The organism is Hymenobacter sp. ISL-91, assembly GCF_018613725.1.
In the GTDB taxonomy this organism is placed as follows: domain Bacteria; phylum Bacteroidota; class Bacteroidia; order Cytophagales; family Hymenobacteraceae; genus Hymenobacter.
The window spans coordinates 113006-133221 of record NZ_JAGGPS010000004.1 but is presented as its reverse complement, the minus strand read 5'-3'; the positions used below and the strand labels follow the sequence as shown (position 1 = coordinate 133221).

17 protein-coding genes are annotated in these 20216 nt (G+C 61.2%); 9 read left to right on the top strand and 8 right to left on the bottom strand.

Annotation, left to right across the window (positions count from 1 at the left end):
- Positions 1-52: 52 nt before the first annotated feature.
- The gene (locus tag J7E24_RS01410) at positions 53-868 is read right to left on the bottom strand and encodes a septal ring lytic transglycosylase RlpA family protein (protein WP_215134368.1); all 816 of its coding nucleotides are present in this window, start codon (positions 866-868) and stop codon (positions 53-55) included.
- Positions 869-1268: 400 nt separating this feature from the next.
- On the opposite strand from J7E24_RS01410, the gene J7E24_RS01405 reads away from it, so the two are divergent.
- The gene (locus J7E24_RS01405; RefSeq protein WP_215134366.1) at positions 1269-2183 is read left to right on the top strand and encodes a DUF72 domain-containing protein; all 915 of its coding nucleotides are present in this window, start codon (positions 1269-1271) and stop codon (positions 2181-2183) included.
- Positions 2184-2400: 217 nt separating this feature from the next.
- Positions 2401-4482 carry a matrixin family metalloprotease gene (locus J7E24_RS01400; protein WP_215134364.1) on the top strand — a complete coding sequence of 694 codons (2082 nt, stop codon included), beginning with the start codon at positions 2401-2403 and terminating at the stop codon, positions 4480-4482.
- Between the two features lie 276 nt (positions 4483-4758).
- On the opposite strand, the gene J7E24_RS01395 is transcribed toward J7E24_RS01400, so the two are convergent.
- Complete coding sequence (locus J7E24_RS01395) at positions 4759-5706, bottom strand: 3-oxoacyl-ACP synthase III family protein (protein ID WP_215134362.1); 948 nt, start codon at positions 5704-5706, stop codon at positions 4759-4761.
- A 159-nt stretch (positions 5707-5865) separates the two neighbouring features.
- Between J7E24_RS01395 and J7E24_RS01390 the strand changes: the two genes are divergently transcribed.
- Positions 5866-6459 carry a hypothetical protein gene (locus tag J7E24_RS01390; RefSeq protein WP_215134360.1) on the top strand — a complete coding sequence of 198 codons (594 nt, stop codon included), beginning with the start codon at positions 5866-5868 and terminating at the stop codon, positions 6457-6459.
- Positions 6460-6611: 152 nt separating this feature from the next.
- On the opposite strand, the gene J7E24_RS01385 is transcribed toward J7E24_RS01390, so the two are convergent.
- Positions 6612-7328 carry a head GIN domain-containing protein gene (locus J7E24_RS01385; RefSeq protein WP_215134358.1) on the bottom strand — a complete coding sequence of 239 codons (717 nt, stop codon included), beginning with the start codon at positions 7326-7328 and terminating at the stop codon, positions 6612-6614.
- A 310-nt stretch (positions 7329-7638) separates the two neighbouring features.
- Between J7E24_RS01385 and J7E24_RS01380 the strand changes: the two genes are divergently transcribed.
- Both J7E24_RS01380 and arfB read left to right on the top strand, forming a co-directional pair.
- Positions 7639-8061 carry a hypothetical protein gene (locus J7E24_RS01380; protein ID WP_215134356.1) on the top strand — a complete coding sequence of 141 codons (423 nt, stop codon included), beginning with the start codon at positions 7639-7641 and terminating at the stop codon, positions 8059-8061.
- A gap of 63 nt (positions 8062-8124) precedes the next feature.
- Positions 8125-8532 carry an alternative ribosome rescue aminoacyl-tRNA hydrolase ArfB gene (arfB, locus tag J7E24_RS01375; RefSeq protein WP_215134354.1) on the top strand — a complete coding sequence of 136 codons (408 nt, stop codon included), beginning with the start codon at positions 8125-8127 and terminating at the stop codon, positions 8530-8532.
- 89 nt (positions 8533-8621) lie between these two features.
- Here arfB and J7E24_RS01370 read toward each other — a convergent pair whose 3' ends face one another.
- Positions 8622-8984 (bottom strand): hypothetical protein, encoded by a 363-nt coding sequence (locus J7E24_RS01370; protein ID WP_215134352.1) that lies wholly within the window; start codon positions 8982-8984, stop codon positions 8622-8624.
- Between the two features lie 292 nt (positions 8985-9276).
- Positions 9277-10662 carry a magnesium transporter gene (gene mgtE, locus J7E24_RS01365; RefSeq protein ID WP_215134350.1) on the bottom strand — a complete coding sequence of 462 codons (1386 nt, stop codon included), beginning with the start codon at positions 10660-10662 and terminating at the stop codon, positions 9277-9279.
- A gap of 590 nt (positions 10663-11252) precedes the next feature.
- Here mgtE and J7E24_RS01360 point away from each other — a divergent pair.
- The 3 genes from J7E24_RS01360 (at position 11253) to J7E24_RS01350 (ending at position 14917) form a co-directional block, all read left to right on the top strand.
- Positions 11253-12077 carry a cyanophycinase gene (locus tag J7E24_RS01360; protein WP_215134348.1) on the top strand — a complete coding sequence of 275 codons (825 nt, stop codon included), beginning with the start codon at positions 11253-11255 and terminating at the stop codon, positions 12075-12077.
- A 123-nt stretch (positions 12078-12200) separates the two neighbouring features.
- A complete protein-coding gene (locus tag J7E24_RS01355; protein ID WP_215134346.1) occupies positions 12201-13460 on the top strand; it encodes an OmpP1/FadL family transporter in 1260 nt (419 codons plus the stop codon).
- Positions 13461-13480: 20 nt separating this feature from the next.
- Entirely contained in the window at positions 13481-14917 is a 1437-nt protein-coding gene (locus J7E24_RS01350; RefSeq protein WP_215134344.1) for an SGNH/GDSL hydrolase family protein, read from the top strand.
- Positions 14918-14997: 80 nt separating this feature from the next.
- Here the strand turns inward: J7E24_RS01350 and J7E24_RS01345 are convergent, their stop codons facing one another.
- Together J7E24_RS01345 and J7E24_RS01340 are read right to left on the bottom strand one after the other, a co-directional pair.
- A complete protein-coding gene (locus J7E24_RS01345; protein ID WP_215134342.1) occupies positions 14998-16026 on the bottom strand; it encodes a YpdA family putative bacillithiol disulfide reductase in 1029 nt (342 codons plus the stop codon).
- A 31-nt stretch (positions 16027-16057) separates the two neighbouring features.
- On the bottom strand, positions 16058-16480 hold the full coding sequence (locus J7E24_RS01340; protein WP_215134340.1) for a hypothetical protein: 423 nt from the start codon (positions 16478-16480) through the stop codon (positions 16058-16060).
- Positions 16481-16783: 303 nt separating this feature from the next.
- On the opposite strand from J7E24_RS01340, the gene J7E24_RS01335 reads away from it, so the two are divergent.
- Entirely contained in the window at positions 16784-17236 is a 453-nt protein-coding gene (locus J7E24_RS01335; protein WP_215134338.1) for a lipocalin family protein, read from the top strand.
- 76 nt (positions 17237-17312) lie between these two features.
- Here J7E24_RS01335 and polA read toward each other — a convergent pair whose 3' ends face one another.
- Positions 17313-20204 carry a DNA polymerase I gene (gene polA / locus J7E24_RS01330; protein WP_215134336.1) on the bottom strand — a complete coding sequence of 964 codons (2892 nt, stop codon included), beginning with the start codon at positions 20202-20204 and terminating at the stop codon, positions 17313-17315.
- Positions 20205-20216 lie beyond the last annotated feature (12 nt).

Genomic DNA, 20216 nt, shown 5'->3' with positions numbered 1-20216 from the left:
AGGAGAGTGGCGCAACGGGCTTTGGTAGGTGGTACCAGTTAGAGGGCTGCTTCTACAGATTTTCGGCTTGGCGCACTAGGCCGGATACGCCGGCGCGGGCCAGGCGCAGGCGCAGGGCGTTGGCCTCGGCGGCCGTGGCAAAGCGGCCCACCACTACCCGGTTAAGCGTTTTACCCTGGGCCGAAGTGCCGGTGATAGTAGTAATATACATGGCCGGCTCCAGGCCCTGAATCTTATCCATGACGGCGCGGGCATTGCGTACGTCGCCAAAGGTGCCGGCCTGCACCACGAACGAAGCAGTTGGCTCGGCCTTCAGGGCCAGGTCGGTGGCTTCGGTGTGGCCGGCGGCAATGTTGGTGTGCAGCTCGGCCGTTTCAATAGGGTCGGCGGCCAGGGCCTGCAGGTCGTCGGGGGCGTTGGTGGGGCCCAGGGGCGTAGTTTCGGGCACTACTTCGGCCACCACCGACACGGCGCCGTGCGTGATGATGCCCAGCGGCCGGGCAGCTACTTCGGCCAGATCGAGGATGCGCTGATGCCGGAACGGGCCCCGGTCGGACACGCGCACCACGACTGCCTCACCGGTTTTAGGATTCGATACGCGCAGACGGGTGCCGAAGGGCAGGGTTTTGTGGGCGCAGGTGTACTGGTTGCGGTCGAACCGCTCGCCGCTGCTGGTGCGGCGGCCCTGGAACTCGCGGCCGTACCAGGAGGCGCGGCCCCGCAGAACGGTGCTCTTTTTGGCGGTAGTGGCGGCTTTTTCGTCGTCCGTTGGGCGGGCGGTGCCGGCCGTGGCCGGTTGCAGCGTCAACAGGGCCATCAGGCCAACTAGCAGCAAGCTTGATACATACCGTCGGTAGAGCACTTTCATCCGGGAGTCGGTTGGTGAGTGCGACAAATCTAGAAGCGTCTGCCAAAGTGCCACTCGCAGGCTAAAACGTGTCTGTACACGCGTTTGTCTGTAATTGACCTATTTTTATAAACGTTGTATTTAAGTAACTTGAATAGTGGCGCCCAAATGAGCGTTTGTGTTTAGTTGATACACTTTTTGTACTCTTTTCAGACGATGTAACAGCCCCCTTAAAAATGCGACTATCCGCCGGTGAGAAAATTTGGGCTTCCGGCAGCTAAAGTAACCGGCGGGGTGGTTGCAAATGTCCGGTAATTGTGGTAAGAGGAGAAGGGTAGCAGCCGGTCGTTTTGCATGACACATCCTCACTGGCAACCGGCGACTAGCACCGACAACCGCCAACTCGTGCTTACCTTCGGGAATGGATTTTGGCCGCCTTTCCGACCTGCGCTACGTTGATTTCCGGCTGCCCGCCGACCACCCCGAAACGGCCGCCGTGCTGGCCCGGGCCCTGCCCGCGCAGCCCGCCCCACCGGCCGTGTATGTGGGCTGCCCCATCTGGACCAATAAGGCCTGGCTGGGCTCCTACTTCCCGCAGGGCATCAAAGACGCCGACTACCTGCACCACTACGCCCGGCAGTTCAACAGCATCGAGCTCAACACTACCCACTACCGCATCCCCGATGCCCCCACTGTGCGCAAGTGGCGCGAGGCGGTGCCGGAGTCGTTCCGGTTCTGCCCCAAAATTCCGCAAGTCATCAGCCACGACCGGGCCCTGTACAACGCCGACGACTTAACGACGAGTTTCTGCCGCGCTCTGGAGGGGCTGGGGCCCACGCTGGGCCACGCGTTTCTGCAGCTGCCGCCCACTTTCGGGCCCGAGCATCTGCGGCGGCTGGAGCGCTACCTGCTCGATTTTCCGGCCTTCGTGCCCCTGGCCGTAGAGCTGCGCCACCCCGGCTGGTTTTCCGATGCCGGCCTGCTGGCCACCGTAACGGCCATGCTCGAAGCGCTGGGTAAGCCGCTGGTGATAAGCGACGTGGCCGGCCGCCGCGACGCGCTGCATCAGCGCCTGACTACGCCCACAGCCTTTGTGCGCCTCAACGGCCACGGCCTCATCGACTCCGACTTCCGTCGCGCCGACGACTGGGCCGCCCGCATAGCCAGCTGGCTCGAAGCGGGCCTGCACACGGCCTACATCTTCATTCACCAGAAAGACATCCTACACTCCCCGCTCTGGGCCGAACACTTCCTGCGCCGCCTGCACGAGCTGACGGGTATGGCCGTGCACCCGCCCCGGGTAATTCCGCAGCCGGTGCAGGGCAGCCTGTTTTAGCGCGTATCGGCGCCTGGTCCGGCACGCTTTGGCGCTATCAAAACAGCTTGGCTTCGCGCAGCCGGGCACGGTTGACTTTTGTATAGTGTTTGCATGGGTTAAGATAGAGACATAAGCAGCGGGCAGTGGTCTGGCTGCCTGAAAAGCCGGCATAAACCAGCCGAAATACAGTACGTTAGCTGCAAGCCAGCTGACCCTTTTTCGCGTTTATTGCTGCATGAAGTACTCTGCTCTATCCCTGCTGCTGCTCCTGCCAATTCTGCCGCTGCCGGTGGCCGCTCAAACTGTAGCGCCCGGCACTCCGGTTTCTGCCACGCACTGCCTGCTCGAACCCCTCGACCCCGCACTGCGGGCCGCTCGCGCCAGCCGCATTGTGGAGGCGGCCGTTGTCAGCAGTGAGGGCCTGCAGGCTGCTAACGGCCGCCTCTACACCCGTCACCAACTACGGGTATTCCGCCAGCTTAAGGGCGCGCCCGACTCGGTACTGGTGGTGTTTACGGAAGGCGGTGCGTTGGGCCTGAGGCGCGAAGTACTTACCAACACGCTGCAGCTGATGCCCGGCGAGCAGGGCGTCTTCTTTCTGGAGCCCACCGCTGTGCCGGGGCAGGCGGGTTGGCAGGTGTTCGGCAGCCAGCAGGGCTTCATCCGCTACAATCTGATTGACCTGACGGCCGCCGAGCCGTTTAGAAGCTACGCCAGCTTGGCCGCGGCTGTGGCTACGGTGGCCGCCGCACCGCGCGAAGTGCAGCCCAACCCCACCTTGGCGGCGGCCCGCCTGCAACGCCGCCAAACGGCCGCGGCCCGGCCGCAGGCGGTGGTTATCAGTGGGGTGGCACCGCTGCGCCTGTCGGCTGGTACGGGCGCGGTGCTGACTGTTACGGGCAGCGGGTTCGGTAGCAGCCGGGGTGCGGGCACCGTGGAATTCCGCAACGCCGATGATGGTGGCGGCACGTTCACCCGCGTAAACGACGACGACTATGTGAGCTGGGCCGACACCCGGATTCAGGTGCGGGTGCCGGCCCTGAGTGCTACCGGCCACCCGGCCGGTACCGGCCCGGTGCGCGTAACGCCCGCCGGAACGGGCCAGCTGCCGGTGCTGAGTGGGCAAACGGTGCTCATCGAGTTTGCCGCCACCAACGTGCGCGATACCAACACGGACCAGCGCGCCGTGCCCGCCCACCGCGACCAGAATGGGGCCGGCGGGCTCACGTTTCGCTTCGAACCAGGCTTTGCTGCCAACGCGGCGGCTGCGGCGGCCTGGCAACGGGCGCTTGCTGGCTGGCGCTGCCAAACCGGTATCAACTGGGAGCTGGGCCCGCCGCGCACCGGCACAGGAGTAGTCGCCGACGGCGAAAATACCGTGGGCTTCGATACCGATAGCCCGCTGCCGGCCGGCGTGCTGGGCCGCACCACCAGCTACTACGAGGGCTGCTACCGCCCCGATGGCACCGTGGCGTTTTTCGTGAAGGAGATTGATATGCAGTACGACGATGCGGCTGCCTGGCAGTTCGGCCCGGCCAACCCGGCCGGCACGCAGCTCGACTTCGAGTCGGTGGCTGTGCACGAGCTGGGCCACGCCCAGCAGCTTTCTCACCTGATTATGCCCAGCGCCGTGATGCACTACGCCATTGCGCGGGGGCAGCGCAGCCGCACGCTGGCCCCGGCCAGCGACATAGCCGGGGGCCGTTATGTGCTGCGTACCCGCAGCTTCCGGCCCGATGTGTGTGGCCCCGCTGCCATGCTGCCTGCCCCGCTGGCAAGCCAGTTGGCCATGCCCGTCCCCACCGGTGTTGAGGTGCAGTGGGCCACTCGCGGCGAGTGCTACCTGAGCGGCTTCGTGCTGGAACGCGCCCCGCTCGACACCACGGCTGGTTGGCAGCTAGTAGCCGAAGTGGCCGCCGGCCCCGGACCGTACCGCGCCCTCGACCCGCAGCCGCTACCCGGCCTGAGCTACTACCGCCTGCGGCTGAAGCGGCCCGACGGCTCGCTCGATACGGCCCGCCCGTTGTTGGCAAGCCCTGACGCCACCGCGCAAACCGGACTGAGCGTTTTCCCCAACCCTTTCGACCGAAACGGGCCGGCGCTGCGCCTGCAGTACGGCGCCGGAGCTGCCGCCGGCTCCCTTACGCTACGCTTCTATGATGCATTAGGACGCTACTACGGCGGCCGCCGCCTCGATTACGCCCCCGGCTTGAGCCTGCTGCCCGCCACACTCCCCGACCTGCGCCCCGGCCTCTACCTGCTTCGCTGGACCGATTCGAACGGTCCAAGCGGTACCACGCGCCTGCTAGTGCGTTGAGGCATGTGAGTGGTATAGAACTTACGCAAAAGCCGGTCGTGAGCGTGTAGCGCAAAGCTCCAGCTTCGCCCATCTTTAAGCGGAGTCGGTTGGCCGTCAGCAACGACGCGCAAAGCTGGAGCTTCGCGCTGCAGCCGCTTTGCGTAAGTCCTATGGTAAAAAAGCCGACGATGCCGGACTGCGGTCCAATCCAACGCACCAGAACCCACCAGCGCCCCTGACGCCACTGTAGGGGCAGGGGCGCTGGTGGGTTCTGGTTTGAAAGGCTGCCGAGCTTTACCGTTCCAGCAGCATGGCCCCGTAGGAGTAGCCGCCGCCGAAAACGGTAACTACTACCTGATTGCCGGGCTGCAAATCGGGCCAGGTGCTGCCCAGGGCAATGGCCGCGCCCGCGCAGCCGGTATTGCCCAGGTCCTGGATGTTCGACACGGCGCGCTCATCGGGCAGGCCCAGCTGCTGCAGCACGTTTTTGGTAATGCGCAGGTTGGCCTGGTGCGGAATCAGGTAGGTTAGCTCTTCTACCGGCACGTTGTTGCGAACCAGTATTTCCTGGGTTACCCGCGTCATGTAGGTGCAGGCATGGATGAACACGTCTTTGCCGTAGGGCATTACGATGCCGCGCTCCACGGGCTTGAGCGTCACCGACTCGTCGGCCTTACCGATATTGCCGGCCCCGCCGGTGCGGATGTCGCGCACCCGCAGGTCGGCGGGGGCAAGGCGGTCCAGCGAAACCAGCAGCGCCGCCGCGCCATCACCCCACAGGTGGCCGGCTACGGTGTCGTCTTCGTTGTTGTAGGCCGTGTTGTGCTCACTCACGATAACCAGCGCCCGGCGGGCCTTGCCCATGGCAAAGTAGCCCTCCACAATTTCCAGCGCATTCAGCAACGACGAGCAGGCCGAGGAAATGCTGACCACCGGAATATCCGACACGTTGATTTCGCGCTGCACGGCGTGGGCCACGGTGTAAATCGTGTCGTGGGGCGTGTAGGTGCCGGCCACAATCAGGTCAACGTCGGTGGCCGCGAAATCGGGAGTCTGGGCCAGTACCCGGCGGGTGGCCTCCACGGCCATCGTGTTGGTGTTTTCGCCCGGAGCCGCTTTACGGCGCGTCCGGATACCGGTTCGCTCGGTTATCCACTCGCTCGAAAGGCCGTTGAGACGAGTGAAATGGGCATTATCGATGATGTCGGCGGGCAGGTAGGACGCGACCTGATGAATATACACGGGTGAGTGGAGCGGTAGGGGCGGGCGAAAAATAAAGGCCGCAAGTTACGCGGTTTGCACAGAGCGCGACGTTATTGCGCCCTACCGACGTACTTTGTACCTCTTTGGTTGCCTCAACGCGCAGCCCTGCGCCGGGTTCAACTACCGCTTTATAAGATTATGACCTTTCCGCTTTTTGCCCGCCCGGCCGCGCCCCGCGCCGGGCTGCTGGCCGGCCTGCTGCTAACCACGGCCGCCGCTTTTCTGACCCCATCGGCCGCCCACGCCCAGAAATATATTACCGCCGCCGGCCTGCGCATCGGTGGTGGCCAGTACGGCCTCACGGTGCAGCAGAAATTTGCGCCCAAAGCCACCATCGAAGGACTGGCGCTGGCCAGCTCGCGCGAAATCAGCGCCACGCTGCTGGCCGAGCGGCACTTCGGCATTCTGGGCCCCAGCCTCAACTACTACCTGGGCGCGGGCGGCCACCTCGGCCACCACAAAGACGACGGCACGTTCGGCGGCTTCGACGTTATTGTCGGGGCCGAATACAAAATAGCCTTCGTGCCGCTCGTCGTCAGCGTCGACTTCAAGCCCACTGTCGAAATCAACTCTGCCGACTGGGCCCGCTTCCCTACGGCTTTCTCGGTGCGCTACATTATCATCAAGGAAAAAACCAGCTTTATGGGCGGCATCTTCGACGGCAAAGACCAGAAGAAATCCAGAAGCAGAAAGAAGGAGAAGAACAAGGGCGGCGGGCTGTTCGACTTTTGAGGGGGTGTGGTTATCGGCACGGTGTAGGGGCGGGGCTTGCCCCCGCCCGCCGTTCAACGATTCGGCAACCGGACGGTGCGCACGAATCCAACGGCGGGCGGGGACAAGCCCCGCCCCTACACCGACCTCCACAACCAGTGGCTCTTGGTTGCTTACAGCTTGCGCACCCGGCCGCTGCCAGCCACCGAACTGTTTACGCGAGGGTTGCCGCGCACGTACACGCTGCCCGAGCCGGCAATGCGGGCATCGAGCGTTTCAGAAGTTTGCACGCGGCAGCTGCCCGACCCGGCAATGCGGGCATTACAGCTTTTGGTAGCCAGCAGCTCGGCCTGCACGCCGCCTGACCCACTAATGCTAATTTGCTGACTTGCTACGTTGCCGCCGCCTATTTTAAGACTGCCCGAGCCCGATACGGATGAGTCGAGCGTTTCTGCCGTGAGGCTGGCCAGCTGCAAACTGCCCGAACCCGATACGGCCAGCCGCAGCTTGCCGGCCCGGATGGGCTCGGCGGCCCGCAGGCTGCCCGAGCCACCCACGCTCAGGGCCGTGACGGTGGGCGCAGTGACGTAGACTGTGACGTTGCTTTTGAAGTTGTAGGAGCTGAACAACCCGTTTTCACGCTTAGTATTGATGCGCAGCTTTCCGTCTTCAACTACGGTTTCCAGGCGTGGCAAATCGTCGGCGTCGCCCTGCACTTCCACTTTCTGAGGGCTGCCCTGGCGGAAAACCACCTGCATGGAGCCGCCCAGGCTAACGGCCGTAAAGGGCGCAACGGTGCGGGTTTCGCGGGTGTCGGCGGCGAAGGAGTGGAAAGCAGTCAGTAGCAGCGCGAGCAGCAAACCGGGTAGCAGGAAACGGAGGCGTTTCATGGCGTGGGGCTTGAAAGGTGAGAGACGTACGGGGCAGATGCGGGGCCGCCGCCTACAGTTGCCTAGGGCCGGAAAATACGCATTCCAGAGCTGCCATAGCATAGCTATCAGGCTTTTACTCCTACTATGGCCAGCCAACTGCAGCCGGCCGGTAGAACCTGTGGCCAGGCCACTCGGTATGACAGTTGGCGTATTGTAGTGCATTGTGCGCTTCCGGTGGAAAGACGAGCGTATCGATCAGCTGATCAGATAATAAAACAATAAATCCTGGAGCGCGAAAAGACAGCCAGCAACCAACAAACCCCGACACGTGAACCACCTGCTCCTGCTCAACTTCGGCCTAACCGCCTACCTCACCGGCCTTATCTGGACGGTGCAGCTTGTGCATTACCCCGGTTTTGCGCGCGTAGAGCCCGCACAGTTTGCCCGGTTTCACCGCGAGCATTCAGCCCGCATGAGCTGGGTGGTGATGGCACCGATGCTGCTGGAGCTGGGTGCGGCCGGCTGGCTGGCCTGGCAGGGCGCGGCCCTGGGTACGGCCGCCCGCTGGGGCCAGCTGGCCCTGGTGTTGGTGGCTTGGGCCAGTACGTTTCTGCTCAGTGTGCCCTTCCACAACCGTCTGGCCCGCGACGGCTACAGCTACATTGCCATCGATGGGCTGGTGCGCACCAACTGGCCCCGCACGCTGGCCTGGACCGTCCGCCTGGGGTTACTGGGCTGGCTGCTGTGGTAAGCGGCGAAGTGCCGCCTTGGAGTCGGCAGTATCTTTACCTTCACGTTCTCGCAAATCACCCCCATGCTTCCTGCCGCCGCCGATTTCCTGCCCGAACTCCAGTTCCAGACCAGCCGTAGCAGCGGGCCGGGCGGGCAGAATGTGAACAAGGTGGAGAGCCGCGTGGAGCTGCGCTTCCGCATTGCCGACTCGCAGCTGCTGAGCGACGAGCAGAAGCAGACGCTGCTCGAAAAACTGGCCTCGCGCCTCACCCAGGAGGGTGAGCTGTTGGTAACGGCCCAGGAAGACCGCAGCCAGCTGCGTAACCGCGAAACCGCGCTGCTTAAGTTTCATCAGTTGCTCGTCAAAACCCTGCACCGCCCCAAAACCCGCCGCCCCACCAAGCCCGGCAAAGGGGCCGTGCGCAAACGCCTGGAGTCCAAGAAAAAGCACGGCGACAAAAAGACCAACCGCGGCCGGGTGGATTTTTAAACGAGTATCGGGTAGTTAGTACTGAGTAGTTAGACAAGAAATCGTCCGCTTACTCGATACCAACTACCCAATACTCAATACTTATAAAGCTACACCCGCTGGAAGTGCGAGGCCTGGCGGAGCGTCCGCTCACTACCCGAGTTGGGGTCGTTGTAGGTGTAGTCGCCCACTTCTACCGACAGCTTTTTGCCGATGAGCTGCTTGGTGTCAAGGTCCTGACCCGCTTTTGGCTCGATGCCGACCACATCATACAGGCCCATGATGACGGGGCGGCCAGCGTCGGAGAGGTAGAAGCGCTGAAGCACGAAGCCCTCGTCGTTTTCCATGCGGGCGGCGAAGAACGGGATACCCTGGTTTTCGCTTTTGCCTTCTTCGATATTGGTGATTTCAACCGTGTGGCGGCCGTCGGACAGGAAGCCTTTCTCCTGGCCTTTTTCAACTGGAATTTTCATGATAGTAACGCTAAGTGAGATTCAGCGTTGCTAACGAAAATAGGCAGAAGAAAGTTGGCTAAAATTTATAGCAGAGTGAGGTTTGAGTTATTAGCTGGTAGCCGCTAATTAATCTAAGTTGCGGAATGGTCTTTCGGCACGCTGTAGGGGCGGGGCTTGTCCCCGCCCGCCGTTAGGACAGCACCCTGAACGAGTGCATAAGGCCCGGCAATGCCTCGTTTAACGGCGGGCGGGGACAAGCCCCGCCCCTACAGCGTTCCAGTAATTTAGGTTAGCCAGCAGCTTAAAAAACCTACAGCAGCGTGCCCCGCAGCACCATAGTTGCTACCGTGAAGTAAATAATGAGGCCCGTTACGTCGACCAGCGTGGCCACGAACGGGGCCGAAGAGGTGGCGGGGTCGAGGCCCAGGCGCTTGAGCAGCAGCGGCAGCATGGCCCCCGACAGCGCCCCCCACAACACAATAAACAGCAGCGACACACCCACCGTAACGGCAATCAGCGACCAGTAGGGGCCAAAGTAGCCGGGGTTGATATACTTGGCCCACAGGATGATGCGCAACGAACCTACTACCCCCAGCAGGGCGCCCAGCATCAAACCTGCCAGCAGCTCGCGCCGCATAATCAGCCACCAGTCGGAGAGCCGGAACTCGCCCAGGCTCAGGGCCCGGATGATGAGCGTAGTAGCCTGCGAGCCGGCGTTGCCGCCCGCCGAAATAATGAGCGGAATGAACAGCGCCAGCACGGCGGCCTTCTGCAAATCGTCCTCGAAGTGGTGCATGGCCGAGGTCGTCAGCATCTCGCCCAGCAGCAGAATCACGAGCCAGCCCCCGCGCTTTTTTACCATCCGGAAGATGGAAATATCGAGGTACGGTTCGTCCAGGGCCTCCGAGCCCCCCAGCTTCTGAATGTCTTCGGTGTCCTCTTCTTCGCGGATATTGAGGATGTCGTCAATCGTTACAATACCGAACAGGATACCCTCGCTGTTGATAACCGGCAGCGCCACCCGGTCGTTGCGCCGGAACTCGTCGATGGCCTCTTCCTGGTCCTGCATGGTGCTCAGCGACACGAAACGACGGTCGAGCAGCTTGCTGACCGGCGTTTCAGGGTCGGCCAGCAGCAGGTCCCGGATAATCACGTCGTCGATGAGCCGGCCCCGCTCGTCGGTTATGTACAGCACGTTGAGCGTTTCCGACTGCCCGCCGTGGCGGCGAATGTAAGCGAGTACCTGCTGCACGGTCCAGTGCTCCCGGATAGCAATGTAATCGGGCGTCATCAATCGGCCCACCGACGACTCCGGATACCCCAGCAGCTCCAGCGTAATCTTGCGCTCGGGCTCCGAGAGGCGCTGAATCAACTCCCGCACCAGATCATCGGGCAGATATTCGAGCAGCGTAGTCCGGTCGTCGGGTGACATCTCGTTGAGGATGTCGGACATCTTGTCCTGGCTGAGATTGGCCAGAAAGTGCTTCTGAATGTCGAGGCTGAGGTATTCGAACACCTCGGTGGCCAGCTGCAGCGGCAGTAGCCGGAAGATAATGAGCTGTTCCCGCTCTTCTTCTTCCTCCAGCAGCTCCACCACCTCGGCGGGCTCGAAGTTCTTAAGTGCTTCCTTGAGTTTAAAAAACTCGCCTTCCTGAATCAGGGACGTAATGTGTTCGAGGGTCGGGTGCTGATTCATGGACTGATGGGGAAGAAGCAGTTTTTCGCTAGGCAGAAGCTATTGGTGACTGGGCCGAACCGGCGCGCAAAAGTACGGCTTTCCGGGGCCAATAGGTTCTGCCAGGGCTAACTTTCTGTCGCCTGGCCGGCTGCTGCAGGGGCTGCTTGTGCACAAGGCCGAACCCGCCATAAAAGGGTGTTAGAGAGCATGCATACTCCGGTAAGCTTAGTATAGCACAGATAATCCAGGTTGCGGAGGGCGCTGTAGGGGCGGGGCTTAGCTGCGCTGTCCTGCGGGTGTCCCTGCCCGCCATCCGTGCCGTTGAACGAATTGTTGAACCGGTGTGCACGGCGGGCGGGGACACCCGCAGGACAGCGCAGCTAAGCCCCGCCCCTACAGCATACTGGCAGTTTACTACCGCAAGCTGCGCTAAATGGTGTTTTTTACGGCTGACCGATACCCGCTAAGCCAGGCAAATCAGTAGTGCTACTGCCTGCTGCCCTGCCCCGTACTACTTACTGGCCTTGCCGAATGCCCCACGCAATAGCCGCTGAGCTTGCTGAAACCAATAGGGGGTGTACTTTTGAACTCGCTCCTGCTGCTCTGCCATGCCCCAACCGCCCGCCGTTCTTCCTCTCGGCACGCTCGTCGCCCTTGGCGGCGGCGACGACGATGCCATGCTGGCCCTGCTCGGCGAGCTGCTGCCTACGCCCGAAACGTCGGTTGAAATTGTAACCGCCGCCTCCTGGACCAACGCGGCCATGACCGGCGCGGCCTACGAGCGGTCGTTTCGGGAGCTGGGCTGCCCCGCTGCCCGCCACCTGCCCATCAGTGAGCACCAGCCCGCCGACGCCCCCGCCACGCTGCGCCGCCTGGCCCGGGCCGGCCTCGTGTTTTTCTCGGGCGGCGACCAGGAGCGGCTACTAGAGCTGCTAGCTGGCACCGAATTCGCCCGCCAGTTGCGCCAGCGCTTCTATGATGATGAAAACTTTATGGTGGCTGGTACCAGCGCCGGGGCTGCGGCCCTGCCCGAACAGATGATTATCGACGGCTACGGCTGGCGCTCCTTGCGCAAGGGCGGTATAAAAACCGGGCCGGGCCTTAACCTGCTGCCCCGCCTGTTCATCGACCAGCACTTTGCCGAGCGCGGCCGCTTCGGGCGGCTGGCCCACGCCCTGCTGGCCCACCCCGCCTGCCTGGGCCTGGGCCTGGCCGAGGAAACCGGCATCATCGTGCGTGGTGGCCGCCACGCCACCGTGTTTGGCGACGGTGTGGCGACGGTAATGGATGCCAGCGGGGTGCACGGCACCAACGTGGGCCGCATCGGGCGGGGCGAGCCCGTGAGCGGCCAAAACCTGCGCCTGCACCTGCTAGTAGCCGGCCAGCAGCTCGATTTGGTTTCCCGCGAAATCGGGGATTCCGCTTTACACTAGGCCTCCGGGCCTGGGAGTGCACTTGCGTCTTGTGCAAGTTTGTTCGGCTTGCCTACTATAAGTTGGCTTTTTGCTTACATTTAGGAGCGCTAAGCCCCAAATTCTCACCCTTTCATTATCTGTATGAAATTTAAGTCTCTACTTCTGACAGGAAGTGCGCTGCTTTCGGCTACCGCGGTTTCGGCGGGTGGCTACCAGGTAACCCTGGCTGGCATCAAAAACAACGGCATGGGCGGCGTCGGCGTCGGCCTGTCGCTTGATCAGGCTGCTATGTTCTACAACCCCGGCGCCCTGGCCATGGTGCGCGAGCGAGGCGTGCATTTGGGCGCAAACGCCACTATTGCCCGCCAGGCCTTCCGGGCCGAGAACGGCAGCATGCAGCGGGAATTGCAGAACAATACAACTACGCCCTTCAGCCTGTTTGCCAGTTTCGGTCCCCAGGAAGGCAAGTTCCGGGCGGGCATTGCCGTATACACGCCCTTCGGCAACAAGCTGGAGTACGCCCAGGGCTGGGAAGGCCGGTTTGCCCTGACGCAGATTGACCTGAAGGCCATTTACGTGCAGCCAACCTTCAGCTATGCCATTACGGATAAGCTCAGCGTTGGTGCGGGCCTGATGTACCTGGCCCTCGGCTCGGTGAACCTGCAGCGTGATGTGCCGAGCCAGAACGCTGCGGGCGAGTTTGCCAGCATCGAACTTGACGGCAAAGCGGAGCGGAAATTTGGTTTCAACGCCGGCGTGCTGTTCAAGCCTTCCGAAAAGCTGAGCTTGGGCATCAGCTACCGCTCTAAAATTGACGCGCAGGTGAAGTCCGGCGACGTTACGTTCCGCAACCTTTCGGCCACGGCCGCGCCTGGTTTCCAGGCCACCAAATTCGCCGCCACGCTGCCGTTGCCCGCCACTACTACCATCGGTATCGGCGTAATGCCAAACGAGAAGCTGACGATTGGCCTTGACGTGAACTTTGTGGAATGGAGCGACTACCGCAATCTGACCTTTGAATTCAACGAACCCGTCAATGGGTCGCGGACGAGTTCTTCAATCCGCAATTATGAAGATGCCCTGACTTTCCGTCTGGGCGGCCAGTACCAGCTGACCAGTGGCCTGACCGTGCGGGCCGGTGGCGCCTACGACAACACGCCGGTAAAAGACGGCTTTGTGACACCTGAAACTCCCGACTCCGACCGCATCACCGGCACGTTGGGGGCTTCCTACAAGTTTGGGGAGAAGTTCAGCGTTGATTTGAGCACCCAGTTCGTAAACCTGAAAAAGCGTACTCAGACGCAGAATGAACTGCTCAACAACGGAACTACGGACCGCGTTGCCGGCACCTTTAAAACCAGCGTTGTGGTACCTGGCATTGGCCTGAACTACTCTTTCTAATCCTTCGACCTATCCTTCTCATGAATACTTTTCTCAAAAAGAACTGGCCGGCAGCAGCTCTCCTGGGTTTGGCCGCCTGTCAGCCCGACCTGGAGGCCCCGCGGGCCGACAAAGGAACTGCCGACTTCAGCAGCTACGTAGCGGTGGGCAACTCGCTGACGGCAGGCTTCCAGAGTGGGGGTTTGGCCAACTTTGGTATTGAAACCTCCTATCCGGCTATTCTGGCGCAGCAGTTCGCCAAGGTCGGCGGCGGCGAGTTTGTGGTTCCGACTTTCGGCCCGGAGCAGCGGGACGGCTCGGGCTACCTGAAATTTTACGGTATTAACACGCTGGGCTCGCCCATCATTCTGTCGCCTGGCCAGAGCGTTACTACTACGGTGGCCGGCGAGTCGGCCCCGCGCACCATTACCAACAACCCGGCCGACTACAAATTTGCCTTCACGGGTCAGAAGCTGCCTTCCGGCACTTCCGAGTTGACGCCCTTCAACACCACGCAGCCCAACAACCTGGGTGTACCCGGCATTTCGGTGCTGAGCGCCGACCGCACCGCATCCGCCATCCCGCAGATTGCCGGCGCGGCGCAGGCCTACGGTGCCATCAACAACTACTACCAGCGTCTGCTGCCCGCCGCCGACCGGGGCGTAACCGACTACACTACGTTCATCGGCCGTAAAAACGCCACGTTCTTTACCTGCTGGCTGGGCAACAACGATGTGCTGACGTACGCCACCAACGGGGCCGTAGTGGAGCCTACCAATCCCTTCAGCGGGCTGAGCGATACGACCAGCTTCGGCCGGGGCTACCGCAACATTGTGCGGACCATGAGCAAAACGGGGACGGTGCAGGGCGTGGTGGCCAATATTCCGAACGTAACGAACGTGCCTTATTTCACGGCCGTTACCGTGCCCACGATTATTGCCGGAATCAAGGCTAATCCTAATATCCCGAATGCTGCGGCCGCCAGCCTGTACATTGTTACCGGCACCGGCACCGTGCGCGAAGCCACTGCTACCGACCTACTAATTCTGCCGGCTTCAGCGGTGATTGGCACCCCTTCCGCCGGCAGCCCGCTGCCCGTAGGCATCGGCTACTCCGCCACAGCGGCCAACCCATTGCCCAGCAAGTTTGTGCTCGACGCGGCTGAAATTACCGCCATCCAGACCCGCACGAACCAACTCAACGCCATCATCGCCAAAACAGCCCGCCAGTACAAGCTGGGCCTGGCTGATATGAACGGCTTCTTCAGCTCGGTGGCTTTGGGTGGTATTGCCATCAATGCTACGGCCAACAACGCCGGCTTCATTCGCGGCAACCTGTTCTCGCTGGACGGGGTGCATCCTACCTCGCGGGGCTACGCCCTCATTGCCAACGAGTTCATCAGAGTAATTAACACTACCTACGGCGCAACTATTCCGCAGGTGAACCCCAACGAGTACAACGCGCTGTTGCTGCCCTAAGGCTCCTGCTTCAGCCAAAAGCCCGCATCCCTGCACCGGGGAGGCGGGCTTTTTTGTGCGTGGCCGGATGGGCTGCTGCCTTAGGAAAGTACTACCGGCTGCACCACTGCGGGCAGGGCGGGGGCCGGCTCGCCAGCCAGACGGGCAGCAATAAGCTGAGCATGGTAGCGGCCGTTTTCGATAAACCAACGGCTGGTGTTGCGGCCGCCGCACACGGTACCGGCCAGGTATAGGCCCGGGCGGTTGGTTTCGAGCGTTTCGGCGTTGTGCGCGGGCGTCTGGGCCGCGTCGGTGCCGCAGGTAATGCCCAGGGCCGCCAGAAACGAGAAGTCGGGATGGTAGCCGGTGAGAGCATACACGAACTGGGCCGGCAAGGTGCGCGGCCCTTCGGGCGTGGCCAGCTCTACGGCGCCGGGCACGATGCGCGTGGCGGTGCTGTTGAACAGGGCCCCGATGCGACCTTCTTTGATGCGGTTGACGAGGTCGGGCCGAATCCAGTATTTCACGGACTCGGGAATATCGGGGCCGCGCACCAGCAGGGTAGGGCGGGCGCCGGCCCGCAGCAGCTGCAGCGCCGCTTTGGCCGCCGAGTTTTTGGCCCCGATAATGACCACTTCCTGGCCTACATGGGCATAGGGCTCCTTGTAGTAGTGCGACACATGGGGTAAGTCTTCGCCCGGTACATCGAGGTAGTTGGGCAGGTCGTAGAAGCCGGTGGCGACGACAACGAACCGGGCCTGCAGCCGGGCCTTATCGGTAACCACAGTGAAGTTGCCCTCCGCGCCTTCCAGCCCGGTTACCCGCTCGTAGAGGCGCAGGGTAAGGTTTTCGGTCTGGGCCACGCGGCGGTAGTAGTCGAGGGCGTCTTCGCGCAGGGGTTTGTAGTGCAGCGTGGCCATGGGGTGGCCCCCGATTTCGAGCAGCTCGGGCGTCGAGAAGAACTCCATGTTGGTCGGATAGCCCACCAGCGAGTTCACCAGCGCGCCCTTATCGAGCACCACAGCCGAAAGGCCCCGGCGCTGCACTTCCAGGGCGCAGGCCAGCCCCACGGGCCCCGCCCCAATTATGGCCACGTCAAAGGAGGAAGATTCAGTTTCAGAAGGATTCATGCAGCGTAAACGGTTGGCGGCGAGGTTCTGTTTAGAGCGGCCATCGCTCCATCAGGACCTTCAGCGCCCCCGTACTCCAAAGCGCCCAGCCAATCAGTACGGGTTGAAAAAACAGCCGGCCCAAGCGCTTGGCATCGGTATCGAGGCCGAAAGCCGACAGGTGGTGGGTATACTGGTGGATGTTGCCCGGAAAAACGGCCGCGTAGAATAGCCCCAGCCCCAGGCCCATGCGTACCCGGTTACGGCCCTTCAGCAGCAGCAGCCCCAGGCCCATCCCGATTTCCACCATGCCCGAGGCCAGCACGGTCGTGTCTTTGTCGAGCGGTACAAAATCGGGTACCTGGGCCTGAAACGCCTGGCGCTGGAACGTGAGGTGGCCAGTGCCGGCCACGACCATAAAGGTGCCAAGAAGCCCGCGAGCTACGTTTTGCAGGGTGGTGGTGTGAAATTGCATAATCGGGAACGTAGATGCAGATGATTGTTGATATAGTTAAAATTTAATATTGTTTACTGTGTATTGATGAGGTGTTAATGATATACTCATTTTTTACTACATTAAATTAAGCTAGTCTTCCCTAAAAAAAGTTTTCTGGCGAATACACTTTCTGCAATTGCAGTTCGGATATACTTGTACTATTTTTGCAATTGGTACGGTTGCCTTCCAGTAAACTACACAAGGCTATAATTATTCGCCTACTGGGTTAACTAATTGAACCTTCCATCATTTGTGTTCTCAATCACCCTTTTTTATTTTCCCATGAAACGCATTTCCCTTTTGACGCTGGCATTAGCTGCCGGTTTCGCATTCGCAGGTTGTAGTAAGGACGACGAACCAGCTCCCAAGTCTAAGAGCGAACTGCTCATGGCGAAAAGCTGGCGCATAACAGCTTCGACAGAAACCGTAGGTTCCAAGACAACAGATGTGTTCAGCAGTGAAGAGGCTTGCACAAAAGATGATCTAGCCAAGTTCATGGCTAATGGTATCTTTATTGCCGACGAAGGGAAGACAAAGTGTGATCCTTCGGACTCTCAGCAATTCGCTGGTAATTGGGCATTGACTTCTAATGACTCAAAATTGCTCATTACCGTATTTATTGCGGCTATTGAGTTTAATGTCAGCGAGTTGAGCGAGAATAAGCTTGTGCTAACTAGCGAGGATACTGACGGCGGAGTAACTACTACCACCCGCACGACTTATGTAGGCGAATAGTTGCGAGAATGGCAAGCAAAAGCGCCCGCTTCTGTAGCTACAGAAGCGGGCGCTTTTGCTTGCCATTCTCGCGATTTTAGTGCGCCTGCAGCCAGTTCTCACCCACGCCCACTTCCACTTCCAACGGTACGCCGTGGGGTAAAAGCAAAGCGGTGGCCATCAGCTCCTTGATTTTAGGAGTGATAAGGTCTATTTCCTCCAGTGGGGCATCGAACACGAGTTCGTCGTGCACCTGCAGAATCATGCGGGTGCCGAGCTTCTCCTGCACCAGCCACTCGTGGATGTTGATCATGGCCTTCTTGATGATGTCGGCCGCGGTACCCTGGATGGGCGCGTTGATGGCGTTGCGCTCAGTGTAGCCGCGGAGCGTGGCGTTGCGCGAATTGATGTCGCGCAGGTAACGGCGGCGGCCGAGCAGGGTTTCGGCATACTCCAGCTCGCGGGCCCGGTTGATGCTCTCATCCATGTACTGCTTCACCGATGGAAACTCCTCGAAATAGGTCTCAATGATGTCCACGGCTTCCTTGCGGCCGATGCCGATGCGCTGGGCCAGTCCGAAGGCCGAAATGCCGTAGATGATGCCGAAATTGACTGTTTTGGCCTTGCGCCGCATCTCGCCGTCTACCTCGCTCAGCGGCACTTTGAACACCTTGCTGGCGGTGCTGGTATGGATGTCCTGGCCCAGCCGGAAGGCCTCAATCATCGTTTTATCGCCCGCGAAGTCGGCCATGATGCGCAGCTCCACCTGCGAGTAGTCAGCGGCCAGCAGCACGTGGCCGGCATCGCGGGGCACGAAGGCCTTGCGGATTTCGCGGCCCTTTTCGGTGCGGATAGGAATGTTCTGGAGGTTGGGATTGGTGCTGGAGAGGCGGCCAGTAGCCGTTACGGCCTGGTTGAAGCTGGTGTGTACGCGCCCGTCGAGCTCGCACACCAGCTGGGGCAGGGCCTCGACGTAGGTGGAGCGCAGCTTGCTGAGCTGGCGGTACTCCAAAATCAGGCCCGCAATGGGGGCGTCGGCGGCCAGCTGGCTCAGGATTTCCTCGCCGGTAGCGTACTGGCCGGTTTTGGTTTTCTTGATTTTCTTGCCGCCCAGGTCCATTTTATCGAACAGGATTTCGCCGAGCTGCTTGGGTGAGCCGATGTTGAACTCCTCGCCGGCCTCCTGGTAAATCTGGCCTTCCAGCTCCGTGATATAGCCCTGCAACTCGGCCGAATACTCGCCCATGGCTGCTGAGTCAATCTTCACGCCTTCATACTCGATGGCCGCCAGCACCGGCACCAGCGGGTTTTCCACCTCGTTCAGCAAATCCAGCAGGCCCACTTCCTTCAGCAGCGGCTCGAACACGTGCTTGAGCTGCAGCGTTACGTCGGCATCCTCACAGGCGTAGTCCGATACCTCGGCGGGCGGCAGGTCGGCCATGGTTTTCTGGTTCTTGCCCTTGGGGCCGATAAGGGCCGTAATGGGCACCGGCGTGTAGTGCAGGTAGGTTTCGGCCAGCACGTCCATGCCGTGGCGCATATCGGGCTCCAGCAGGTAGTGGGCCAGCATGGTGTCAAACAGCGGCCCCCGGATTTCGACGCCGTAGTGCTTGAGGATGGTGAGGTCGTACTTGATGTTCTGGCCGACTTTCAGGATGGTTTCGGCATCAAAAAACGGCCGGAACTCGTCCACCAGCGCCTGAGCGGCTTCCTCGTTATCCTGCGGCACGGGCACGTAATAGGCCTCGCCGGGCAGCCAGCAGAACGAGAGGCCCACCAGCCGCGAAGTCATGGTATCGAGGCCGGTGGTTTCGGTGTCGAAGCTGACCTCGGTTTGCAGCAGCAGAAACTCCAGTAGCTCGGCGCGCAACGTGGGCGTATCCATCAAATGGTACTGGTGGGCCACATCTTCGAGGGTGCGGCGCGGGCCGGTAGGCGCGCCGGCCTCGCCGGTGCCAACAGCCACAGCCGCATCGGATGCCGCGCCGAACAGGCTGCCCTGACCGGCAGTAGCCACTTTGGGCCGCCGGGCACCGCGTGGGGTGGGGGTGCCGCCGTTGGTAACGCCGGCCGGGCCGGCTCCTTCGCCGAGCACGCGGGCGGCCAGCTGGCGGAATTCCAGCTCATCAAACAGGCGGCGCAGCTCCTCCATATCGGGCTGGTCGAGGATGAGCTTATCGGCCTCAAACTCGATGGGCACGTCGCGGTGAATGGTGGCCAGTTCCTTGCTCATCAGGCCCTGCTCGGCAAACTCGCGCACGTTCTGCTGCTGCTTGCCCTTGAGCTTGTCTACGTTGGCAATCAGGCCTTCCACCGAGCCGTACTCCTGCACCAGCTTCTTGGCCGTCTTCTCGCCGATGCCCGGAATGCCCGGGATGTTGTCGGAGGCGTCGCCCTGCAGGCCCAGAATGTCAATCACCTGCCCCACGCGCTCAATTTCGAAGCGCTGCAACACGTGGGCCACATCGAGGATTTCGGCGGCGTTGCCCATGAAGGCCGGCCGGTAGATTTTCACGCAGTCGGTTACGAGCTGGCAGTAGTCCTTGTCGGGCGTCATCATGTACACCTCGCCAAAGCCCTGGGCCTCGGCCCGGCCAGCCAGCGTGCCAATCACGTCGTCGGCCTCGAAGCCTTCCACCATCAAAATGGGGATGTGGAAAGCCTTGATAATCTGCTTAATATACGGAATGGCCAGGCCGATATCCTCGGGCATGGCCTGGCGCTGGGCCTTGTACTCGGCGTACTGCTCGTGCCGGAATGTTTTCTTGGCCGCATCAAAGGCCACGCCGATGTGGGTGGGCTTTTCCTTCTGTAGCACCTCGACCAGTGTGTTGGTGAAGCCCAGAATGGCCCCGGTGTTGAGGCCCTTGGAGTTCACGCGCGGGTTCTTGCTAAACGCAAAGTGGGCGCGGTAAATTAGGGCAAAGGCGTCGAGCAGGAACAGCTTGCGAACGGGGGCAACGGCGGGCGTTTCGGCGGAGTCGGTCATAATAAGCGAAGG

What these genes read in the sequence shown, in the direction of transcription:
- J7E24_RS01410 (WP_215134368.1), bottom strand. Translation starts at nt 868, where the DNA reads ATGAAAGTGCTCTACCGACGGTATGTATCAAGCTTGCTGCTAGTTGGC.
- J7E24_RS01405 (WP_215134366.1), top strand. Translation starts at nt 1,269, where the DNA reads ATGGATTTTGGCCGCCTTTCCGACCTGCGCTACGTTGATTTCCGGCTG.
- J7E24_RS01400 (WP_215134364.1), top strand. Translation starts at nt 2,401, where the DNA reads ATGAAGTACTCTGCTCTATCCCTGCTGCTGCTCCTGCCAATTCTGCCG.
- J7E24_RS01390 (WP_215134360.1), top strand. Translation starts at nt 5,866, where the DNA reads ATGACCTTTCCGCTTTTTGCCCGCCCGGCCGCGCCCCGCGCCGGGCTG.
- J7E24_RS01385 (WP_215134358.1), bottom strand. Translation starts at nt 7,328, where the DNA reads ATGAAACGCCTCCGTTTCCTGCTACCCGGTTTGCTGCTCGCGCTGCTA.
- arfB (WP_215134354.1), top strand. Translation starts at nt 8,125, where the DNA reads ATGCTTCCTGCCGCCGCCGATTTCCTGCCCGAACTCCAGTTCCAGACC.
- J7E24_RS01370 (WP_215134352.1), bottom strand. Translation starts at nt 8,984, where the DNA reads ATGAAAATTCCAGTTGAAAAAGGCCAGGAGAAAGGCTTCCTGTCCGAC.
- mgtE (WP_215134350.1), bottom strand. Translation starts at nt 10,662, where the DNA reads ATGAATCAGCACCCGACCCTCGAACACATTACGTCCCTGATTCAGGAA.
- J7E24_RS01360 (WP_215134348.1), top strand. Translation starts at nt 11,253, where the DNA reads ATGCCCCAACCGCCCGCCGTTCTTCCTCTCGGCACGCTCGTCGCCCTT.
- J7E24_RS01355 (WP_215134346.1), top strand. Translation starts at nt 12,201, where the DNA reads ATGAAATTTAAGTCTCTACTTCTGACAGGAAGTGCGCTGCTTTCGGCT.
- J7E24_RS01350 (WP_215134344.1), top strand. Translation starts at nt 13,481, where the DNA reads ATGAATACTTTTCTCAAAAAGAACTGGCCGGCAGCAGCTCTCCTGGGT.
- J7E24_RS01345 (WP_215134342.1), bottom strand. Translation starts at nt 16,026, where the DNA reads ATGAATCCTTCTGAAACTGAATCTTCCTCCTTTGACGTGGCCATAATT.
- J7E24_RS01340 (WP_215134340.1), bottom strand. Translation starts at nt 16,480, where the DNA reads ATGCAATTTCACACCACCACCCTGCAAAACGTAGCTCGCGGGCTTCTT.
- J7E24_RS01335 (WP_215134338.1), top strand. Translation starts at nt 16,784, where the DNA reads ATGAAACGCATTTCCCTTTTGACGCTGGCATTAGCTGCCGGTTTCGCA.
- polA (WP_215134336.1), bottom strand. Translation starts at nt 20,204, where the DNA reads ATGACCGACTCCGCCGAAACGCCCGCCGTTGCCCCCGTTCGCAAGCTG.